This window comes from Legionella birminghamensis (assembly GCF_900452515.1).
Classification (GTDB): Bacteria; Pseudomonadota; Gammaproteobacteria; order Legionellales; family Legionellaceae; genus Legionella_C; species Legionella_C birminghamensis.
In genome coordinates, this window is record NZ_UGNW01000001.1 from 1,388,751 (window position 1) to 1,398,312 (window position 9,562).

The window sequence follows — 9,562 nt, forward strand, 5'->3', positions numbered from 1 at the left end:
CTATGTGTGTTATTTGAAATCATCTTGTGTTAAAATTCCTCCTCTAAATATTCTTTATCCATAACGCTAAAGAATCCAGCTTAGGCTTGTTGATTAGTCAATTTCTCTAACAGTACAGGCAGTTTTAACAGGTAATAACATGAACTTTTTTGAAAAAATTTGTGAACTCGCTATTGAGCTTAAGGAAGAGGATATAAAAGCATTTATTCGTGAAAATAATATCAGTATTGATGTATTCAAGCCCAAAGACAATATGTCGGCTGCGGAGTTTCTGACCATTGAAAGGAAACTGGATGCCGTCAACTTATTGCTTCATCTGGGAGCCGACCCCTCCAGGGTAGCTCGTGGGGCGGCAAGAGAAGGTAACTTCTCCCTGGTCAATTATTTACTACATAGAAATGTGAGTGTAAGTCACGTCGCTCAAGGGTTTGCCCAAGGCGGTCCAAAGAACTGGCGGGATATAAAAGAATACCGAGAGAAGCTGTCTATTCATTATCAATTAGGTGCAAGTATTGATGCAATTGCCATAGGTGCAATTCAGGGTGAAGATTTTGATTTTGCAGATGAAATGCGTTTGGGCGGGGCAGATATCAATTTGATGGCCTCAACAGCAGCTGCTTACGGATATGAGCAGTTCGCAAATTATTTACGAGACCAGGGTGCTGATCCTAACTGGATTGCCCTGGGCAGGGCCAGAGGCGGATATAGCACCGAGGATCTGAGACAAGAGGGAGTCAATATCAATTACATCCTCCAGGGAGCAGCGCTAGGCGGGCTTTTGGATGAGGCCAGATCATTAATAGAGGAAGGTGCTGATCCGGAGTGGGCTGTTGAGGCCGCTATGCAAGGCGGCTATTTCTTTTTTGCTGAAGAGTGCCGGATAAAAGCCCGAAAGCACATCAATTACTTCGATAAAATCTATACTCTCGCCAAAGAAGGAAAAAAGGATGAATTACTGCGTTTGTTAAAAGATCCCTTTATAAGTATCGATGTTCGGAAACAAGGTACGGATTTCACGGCCGCAGAGCGATTAGCATTTGAAAAAAATAAAGCTGCAGTTATGTTACTGTTGGAGTTAGGGGCTAATATACATTATGTTGCAAGGGGGGCGGCCCGGGCAGGCGATACCGCATTTGCCGAGAAGTTACGACGACGCTATTCAGCAAGCATTAATATGATTGCTCAGGGAGCTGGTGAATTTGGTGATCAAATGTATATCAACTTCTTGCAAATGCATGACGCCAGCATTAGTCGTCTTGCTCAGGGGTATGCAGTAAGGGGTGATTGGCCTACTATCCGGGAGTTACAGAAAAAAGGGGCCAAATTTGCTGGGATTGTGCAAGGTGCTTTAGAAGGAAGACAGCTTAAGAATCCAAATTATCTCTTTGAAAAAGAGTTTGTCGACCTTGGCTTTCTATTACTCTATGCAGGATTATATGGACAACCCGACTTAATCAAGGAACAACAGCAGAAAGGGATGAGTGTCAATCTTTGTGCTCAAGGATTTCTTGTTGGGGGATATTTGAATGAAGTTGAGCATCTGGTTCCCTCGGGCGCAAATATTGATTACATGGCGGCTGCAGCGGCACGTAGCGGCCATTTATATCTAGCAGAGTTTTTGCGGCGCCGAGGGGCAAAAATCCATGTGATTGCCGCAGCCGCTGCAGCAGGCGGTCATTTAAACTATGCCAAATATCTTAAATCGCAAGGGGCAGATATTAATACAATAGCCTCTTCTGTTGCACAAAGTGGGAATTTTGAATATGCCAAAGAACTGTTTGAGGAAGGTGCTAGTCCATCAAGGATAGCCTGTGGCGCTGCAATGGGCGGCCATGAGGCTTTTGCGGAGTATTTCAGGGCTTTAGGCGCGGATAAACGTGAAATCATTCGCGGTGCAATCAAAGGTGGATATTGGGAATACGCCCATCGTTTAGCGATGGAAGAACCTGTCATTGATATTAATATTGTGGCTGGTATGGCTGCATTTTATTACTATAACGAATATGGCGAGTTCCTGAGGATGAATCATGGGGCAAATATTGATTGGATGGCATATTTGTCTGCAAAAGCCGGGAACTATGGTTATACAGAATATTTAAGGATGAGGGGGGCTAATCTCGAAAAAATTATTAAAGGCTGCAAAGACGGCAATTCCCAGCCTTATCTAGATTATCTTGCGACCTTGGATGATGCTAACATTCGTACAGCGCTTGCCGCCTTCACATCAGAAATTAGACCAGACAACGAAGTTCTTAAAAGTCCGGAAGCAGAGCCAAGCCAGCCCGTTCAGGGAGATGACGTAGTAGCTCTTAACGTAGACACGTTGTTTGCTGATGCGGGTTCACCGGATGACTCAGTGACAGATAGCGATCCAATGCTTCTGGAAGTCACACCTCTCTCCTATCCACCAACACCTGAGCCTAAAGAAAAAGAGCCTGTTGAGCAATCATTAAAAAGATCTCAAAAAGAAGCTGAGCTCAGTGAAATAGCAACGGAGGGTGATAAGCACATCAGAAAACGTCCCAAAAAGGCAAATGAAAAAAATGCCTTATTTAGTGGAAAATACTCCAAAAAATATGAGCGTGTTGAGCTGCCATACTTTATTGCAAAAAAATCCGAAAGTGCAAGTTATCAGAATTCATTTCAGTTCCAAACGCTGGAGTCAGCCAGAAAAAAAGAGGGTAGGCAAAGGCAAATTAAAAATTTGGTTATGGGAAAATCAAATTTCCGATTCGCCAGCAATAGAAATGATTTGCCTTCAACTGATGAGACAGTGACATTTGTGTTTGCCGGACGTCTACATGATGCCATGATCCCTAACCCATCCGCACTGGGTGAGAAGCAACGCCTTCTGCTGGTAGTGGGTAATTATGAATATGAGGGACTAAACGAATATTACTACAATGAGAATATTGAATTTTTGATAATCGATTCCCTTTTGTCGGAAACTCATGGAAATTATCATCCCGACGATATCCAGTCACGCCGCCTGGCAGCATTCATTGTTTCCTTTGAATGGCGACTCAAGAACTGTATTTATCTTGATGATAATCTTAGCCTGTTGCAGTCGCAGTCTGAATTCTCTTCCCTTTCCTCCTGGGCGGAAACCACTGCATCCCTTGCAGCGGCGCGCGATAGTAATAAAGCAGTGATGTGCGGGATGCAAACCTTATCCCGTCGTCCACATCACCATGAGCCCGATTACTGTTATAAATTGTTTGTTTTTGATTTTCAGCTAGCGGCCAGGATCCTGAGCCTTCGTTCTATTGAGGATGTTTTCATCCTCGGATATCCAGAGCGATATTCTGGTTATTGCATGCAGGATTTTTATTTTCAGATGGTAATTGATTTTGCTTTGGAAGAACTCATCAATGCTGAGGACGGCAATGATTGGCTGCCTCAGCGTCTTATGCATTTACCAAAATTAGAAGAAATTAGCTTGTTACGTGCCAAGCATCAGAAAAATTCAGCAAGAACCTTTACTCGTGGTTATATAGAGGACATTTACGATATTGATGTCGATAGTTTTCCACCTCCCAAGGTTAGCGGCAAACAGGCGGAAATTATGAAAGCCGCGCTTTTGCATATGAAAAAAGAAATCAAACGATGTTTAAAAAATGTGGACAAACTGCATAGGCAGGCAGAGAGTGGGGATTTTAGGGATAGCCTGGACATTGATGAGTCAATAGAAGACATCCAGGAAAAAATTAAGGGCAAAGAGCCTGAGCTAAAATCACGCACAATTAGCAAACAAAAGAAAAATGGGAAAGGGGCCTCATCCTCGAGCCTGGTCATACCAGAGAGCTGGGTAGGGTCGAAGCTGAACGAACGTGTTCCTGCCGAAAAAATGGAGGAGTTCTTACAGAAACAAGAAATTCGGGAGTATCTCTATCCTTATCAGGCAGATGCATTGCGTGCAATGGGTAATTGTGATGAGTCCAAAGGGGTTTGGAAAATTAGCCCCGGAGGCGGCAAGACGCTGGTCGGGATTGTATTATCTACGTTCCTTATTAGTCAAAATCCTCAGGGTGTGATTCACATTGTAGTCCCTACTGTCCAGTTAGTAGATCAGTATCGTCAGGAATTTAAAAAGTTTTTAAAGCGAATGGGGAATGATTGCCCCATAAAAAGCAAGAATGTTATCTCGGTAGACAGCAAGGAGAACGCTGTTTCCAAGAATTTTCTCAACAAGAATAAAGTATTGCAGAAGAAAGCCAGCGTCTTAATCTTCTGTCTGGCCAGCTATTCAAAACTGCTTGAAGATAAGGACCTGGAAAAACATCGGGCGCCATTGATGGTTATATTGGATGAACATCATCTCTATTCCAGAAAAGCCACGAAATTATTGAATAGTGGCGTGCCTTCCATAGGCTTTTCAGCGACACCGGATAATAGTCTTAAGCCCTTTTATGTATTTAATCGGGCTGATTCCCGCCGGGTCGGCACCACAGCACCTTTAATCGTTGATCGCTTATCTTTTTCGCTGGATATGAAAAAGAACTTAAGGAAACATGAGAAACTGGCGCAATTAATTTGGGTTCATCGCCACCCTATGAAAGAACCGTTAGCTTCTTACAAGGGAATAATTTTTACCTCTTCGATTAAGGAGGCAAATGAATTAGCTGATGCGATTAATGAAGTACAATTACAAAAATTGACTGAAGCAGGCAAGCCACTTTCAGTGCCGAAATTAGCTTATGCTATCCACTCAAATGTCGATAGCTGTAGAGAATGGATTGAGGATTTTAAAGCAAAGAGCCTCACCACGCCTGGTATTCGTATTGTCGTTGACATGCTGGGCACGGGCTATGATGATCAGGATGTTGCCTGGGCCATCTATGCAAAAAATAATGGCAGTTCCATTGCGAACCATTCCCAAATGATAGGCAGGGTGATCCGTAAGAATCCACGTTTTCCCAATAAAATTGCTTATTTCCTCACAGACGATGAGCTGATCCTGGATCCAGACGATACGCCCAAGGATAAGGATGCTCTGGAAATGGCGCATAGCGACTATTTTAGATGTAATCGTGAAGTCATCTATTTCGAGCTTTTAAACGCTATTGATAAAAAACGCCCCTTTGTGCACTACCGTCCTCTGTTTGAACAGAATTTGCTGGACTATAGCTTATCGAAGTGTCTGCTTTTGTTATTAAAGGCAGTTCTTTGTGAGGCAGAAGAATGGAGCAAAGGGATGCTGGATACTAATAAGACATTGAAGGAGTCCTGGCGTGACGCTCGGGGTACGGAGTTTAACCTCCTTGAAATGTTTATTAATGAAGTAATCGGATTAAATGCAGGACATAAAGATCCGTTGAAGGAATCACTGATTAATATCGATTCTTTAGACAAGCTACTGGATGTACTGGATACACATGCTCCTCAATTCCTGACACAATTGTCAGAAAAAAATGGCATAAAAGAGAGGCTGAAGAAAGTTGATGCAAACTATACGACTATTTTTAGAAAATACAGATGTTTGAATACAGAAAAGGTGTTAGGCTCTTTTATTATTTCTGAGGGACGGCAAGGGGTGAAAATAAGAACAAACCCGAACTGCTTTTTATCTCCACAGACATCAAAAGCACCGGCGGAGTCAAGCAGTAATAACGATAAAAAAGAATGCGAACAGTCTTCTCCGACCTATTGGGGTTAAAAAATAGATGCAAATCTGGATTGATGGCGATGCCTGCCCGAAGGCGATTAAGGAAATTGTGTTCCGGGCGGCAATTCGAACGCAAAATTTACTGATCATTGTTTCGAATCATAGCCTGATGATTCCTGCATCCCCTTATATCAAAAAATATCAGGTGGGTGCAGGTTTTGATATGGCGGACAGGCATATTGTTGAAAACATGAGCCCTGGCGATTTGGTCATCACAGCCGATATCCCTTTGGCCGATGCAGTGATTACTAAAGGCGGATTTGCCTTGAATCCCAGAGGCGAAATGTATACAGCAAATAATATAAAAAGCCATTTGGCGATGCGGAACTTAAATGAAGTCTTGCGAGGTGCGCAGATGATTTCCGGCGGGCCGCCTAAATTAAGCGCTAAAGAAATCCAAAGTTTCGCTAATGGTCTGGATCGGTTTTTAGCTTCTCATGTGAAGTAGCAGTTCGACGGTCACGAGAGGACGCCTTTGTGGTATCTACAAAAATGCGTCGAATCCCCGCGGCTGCGACCGCGGGGCCCATGTCTGGTGGCCGAACCTGTAATTTGAGTTGCAATGTTGCCAAGAAATAGAGGGTGAAAAGGCACAAGACTGATACCCTGAATAGGCATCATTTGGGCCCCGCGGTCAAGCCGCGGGGATTCGGATGGTGCTGCCGCGGGGATTCGGATGGTGCTGCCGCGGGGATTCGGATGGTGCTGCCGCGGGGATTCGGGTGGCGCTGCCGCGGGGATTCGGGTGGCGCTGCGTGGATTCGGTTGAGCTTCGCCCCGGTGCTCCGTAGTGCTATCCACCGTGTTGGCGGCAGTAATTTTCTAATTTTACTTTCTCTTGAACCGACAGCTCTAGTCCGAGTTTGGTTCTTCGCCATAGAATGTCTTCTGCACAGCTTGCCCATTCCTGTCCCATCAGATAATCGATTTCCTTTGTGTATAACCCATGACCAATATTTTCCCCAAGATCAGTCATTTTCTTACAATCTGCAAGAATAAATTCGGTTCTTGTGCCATAGGAACGCAGGTATCGATTGAGGATCGTAGGGTTTAGCCAGTGATATATTTCTTTCGCATGGAATTGGTATTCATTAAACGACATGGAATCCAGTACAGCACCCGGTAAGGCTATTTTTGCACTGCTTGCGGGCTGAAGTCTGGGGAAAACCGGTTTCAACTGATCAATTGCTTCACAGGCTAGCTGGCGGTAGGTGGTAATTTTTCCGCCGTAAATTGTAATCACTGGCGCTGGTGATTGATTGAGATGAAAAAGATAATCGCGGCTCAATGCTTGCGGGCTTTCTCCTGGCTTAAACAAGAGAGGCCTGACGCCGCTCCAGGTATTGATGATATCGCCATGTGTTAGATGATGTTTAAAATAACCGCGAATTAATTGAAAAAGATAATTGATTTCGAGCGGGGAGATAGCCACATGATCCAAATCCCCTGAAAAAGGAACATCGGTGGTTCCAATCATGGTATGGCCATGATAAGGGATCACAAACACAATGCGGTTATCAGTATTCTGCAATAAATAAGCATGATCCCCTTCATACAATTTATGAACAACAAAATGACTGCCCTGTACCATCGATATTTTATAATAGGATTCAATTCCAAGAAGATTGTTAAGCGGCTCCACCCAGGGGCCAGCCGCGTTAATAACGACTTTGGCATTAACGGTTTCTACCTGCTGGCTTTTATTGCGGGTTCGAAGCATCCATTGGTTATTATGCGTTTCAGCGGCAATCAACTCCGTATTGGGTAAAATAGCAGCACCATACTCTTTGGCCAATAGTGCGTTAACCAGCGTCAGACGTGAGTCATCCGTCGTGCAGTCGGAGAACAGAAATCCCTTGCTAAACTCTGGATTCAGGGCTCTGAAGTAGTCAGGCGATTTATTTCGTTTGATTAAGCGGCTTCTCGGCAATTTGTTTTTGCGGCTAAGATTATCATAAAGAAAAAGTCCGGTACGTAATAACCAGGTAGGGCGCATTGATTGTAAATAAGGCAGAACAAAGGAAGTCGGGTAAACAAGATGAGGAGCAAGGCTTAGAAGCAGTTGCCGTTCGTCCAGGGCTTTCTTTACCAGGGAGAAATCGTAGTATTCAAGATATCGGAGTCCGCCATGGATTAATTTGCTGCTGTTCGATGAAGTTTTCGAGCCGATATCGTCCTTTTCCAGTAATATGACGGAAAGCCCGCGTTCGGCTGCATCTGCTGCAATACCGCAGCCATTAATTCCTCCGCCGATAACCGCAACATCGTATCCTTTAACCATGTATTCAGCTCTCCGTCAAAAGCGTATAGAATTATTTCCATAACAATAAAAAGAGAATAGGGCATGACCTACTTACTTGCAATCGATCAGGGAACAAGCAGTACAAGAGCCATGCTCTATGAACGTAATGGCAGGCTTGTCTCCTCGAGCCAATATCCTCTTACCCAATATTATCCTGAATCCGGGTGGGTTGAACATTGCCCGGAAGAAATTTGGTCCAAAACATTGGCTGCCATGAAGGATGTTGTTAATGGCATTGATTTAAAATCCATTCTTGCCTGCGGAATAACCAATCAGCGGGAAACGGTTTTGGTTTGGAACAGAAAAACCGGGGAATGCCTGCACCGGGCTATTGTCTGGCAAGACCGAAGAACCCAGGATTTCTGTGATAGACTGCAAGCCGAGCGAGAGAATATACAGGCTAAAACCGGCCTTTTACCGGATCCCTATTTTTCTGCCAGCAAGATTCACTGGCTCATTGAAAATAATCCTGAGGTACGCCGCCTGGCGGATTCTGCTGAGCTGGCTGCAGGTACAGTAGACAGTTTTTTAATCTGGCGGCTGACCCGAGGCAAATCGCATGTCACGGATATAACCAATGCTTCGAGAACCTTGTTATTTAACCTCCACGAAAAACAGTGGGACAGGGATTTGCTTAGCTTATTTAAAGTGAATCCTCAACTGTTACCGGAAGTGCTTCCCTGTGATGCCCATTTTGGAAGCATCGACAGCTCCTGGCTTGGCGCTGAAATTCCCATCACAGGTGTTGCGGGAGATCAGCAGGCCGCCCTGATAGGACAGCGCTGCTTTAAAAAAGGGATGGTTAAAGCGACTTACGGTACAGGAGGCTTTTTGATGATGAACACTGGGGAACACCCGGTTTCATCTGCTAATCAGCTGTTAAGTACCATCGCCTACCAGGTTAACAATCAAATTGCCTATGCCCTGGAAGGAAGCCTTTATCATGCCGGGACTACCATTAAATGGCTAAGGGATGAAATGAAGCTCATTCAATCGGCTGCGGAAACTGAAGCCTTGGCCAGATCGATCAATGACAATGCGGGAGTTTATCTTGTTCCAGCATTTACAGGTTTGGGTGCACCGTACTGGATCCCCGCTTCCGGCGCTATGATCACGGGTCTTTCCCGTACTAGCAATCGCGCACATATTGCCCGGGCTGCACTGGAAAGCGTTGCCTATTTAACGCGCGAAGTCATTGCCTGCATGCAGGAAGCTTGCAGAACGGATTTATCCATTTTGCGTGTAGACGGTGGGATGGCAGCCAATGACTGGCTTCTTCAGTTCCTGGCCAATCAGTGCCGTATGACTGTGCAAAAGCCGCTTGATATCGAATCAACAGCGCAGGGCGCAGCGATGCTTGCAGCTTTGGGCTCTGCCCTATATTCCAATCTTGAAGCTTTGGAAAGCAGCTGGGAATGTGCCAGAACCTATCATTTTAATGATGATTCTGTACAGCGGAAAAGAGATTTCGATGGATGGAAAAAGGCGGTGGAAATGTTACGGGCTTGAAATAGGCCTGAGGATGAGCAAAGCGCCGTTTGCTCGTCCATTGACTGAAAAATAAATGCACAAAAAGAGATCGGATTTTTCCGATC

Annotated in this window: 4 protein-coding genes; 3 read left to right on the forward strand and 1 reads right to left on the reverse strand. The window is 44.7% G+C overall.

The features are described from left to right. Positions 1–139: 139 nt before the first annotated feature. Together DYH42_RS05890 and DYH42_RS05895 are read left to right on the forward strand one after the other, a co-directional pair. Positions 140–5,656 (forward strand): DEAD/DEAH box helicase family protein, encoded by a 5,517-nt coding sequence (locus tag DYH42_RS05890; RefSeq protein ID WP_058524487.1) that lies wholly within the window; start codon positions 140–142, stop codon positions 5,654–5,656. 7 nt (positions 5,657–5,663) lie between these two features. After that, complete coding sequence (locus DYH42_RS05895) at positions 5,664–6,113, forward strand: YaiI/YqxD family protein (RefSeq protein WP_058524486.1); 450 nt, start codon at positions 5,664–5,666, stop codon at positions 6,111–6,113. Between the two features lie 345 nt (positions 6,114–6,458). Here DYH42_RS05895 and glpD read toward each other — a convergent pair whose 3' ends face one another. Further along, positions 6,459–7,946, reverse strand: coding sequence for a glycerol-3-phosphate dehydrogenase (glpD, locus tag DYH42_RS05905; RefSeq protein WP_058524484.1), 1,488 nt, complete (start codon positions 7,944–7,946; stop codon positions 6,459–6,461). A 63-nt stretch (positions 7,947–8,009) separates the two neighbouring features. Here glpD and glpK point away from each other — a divergent pair, with 63 nt between their 5' ends. Next, positions 8,010–9,476 carry a glycerol kinase GlpK gene (gene glpK, locus DYH42_RS05910; protein WP_058524483.1) on the forward strand — a complete coding sequence of 489 codons (1,467 nt, stop codon included), beginning with the start codon at positions 8,010–8,012 and terminating at the stop codon, positions 9,474–9,476. The last annotated feature ends 86 nt before the right edge of the window (positions 9,477–9,562 follow it).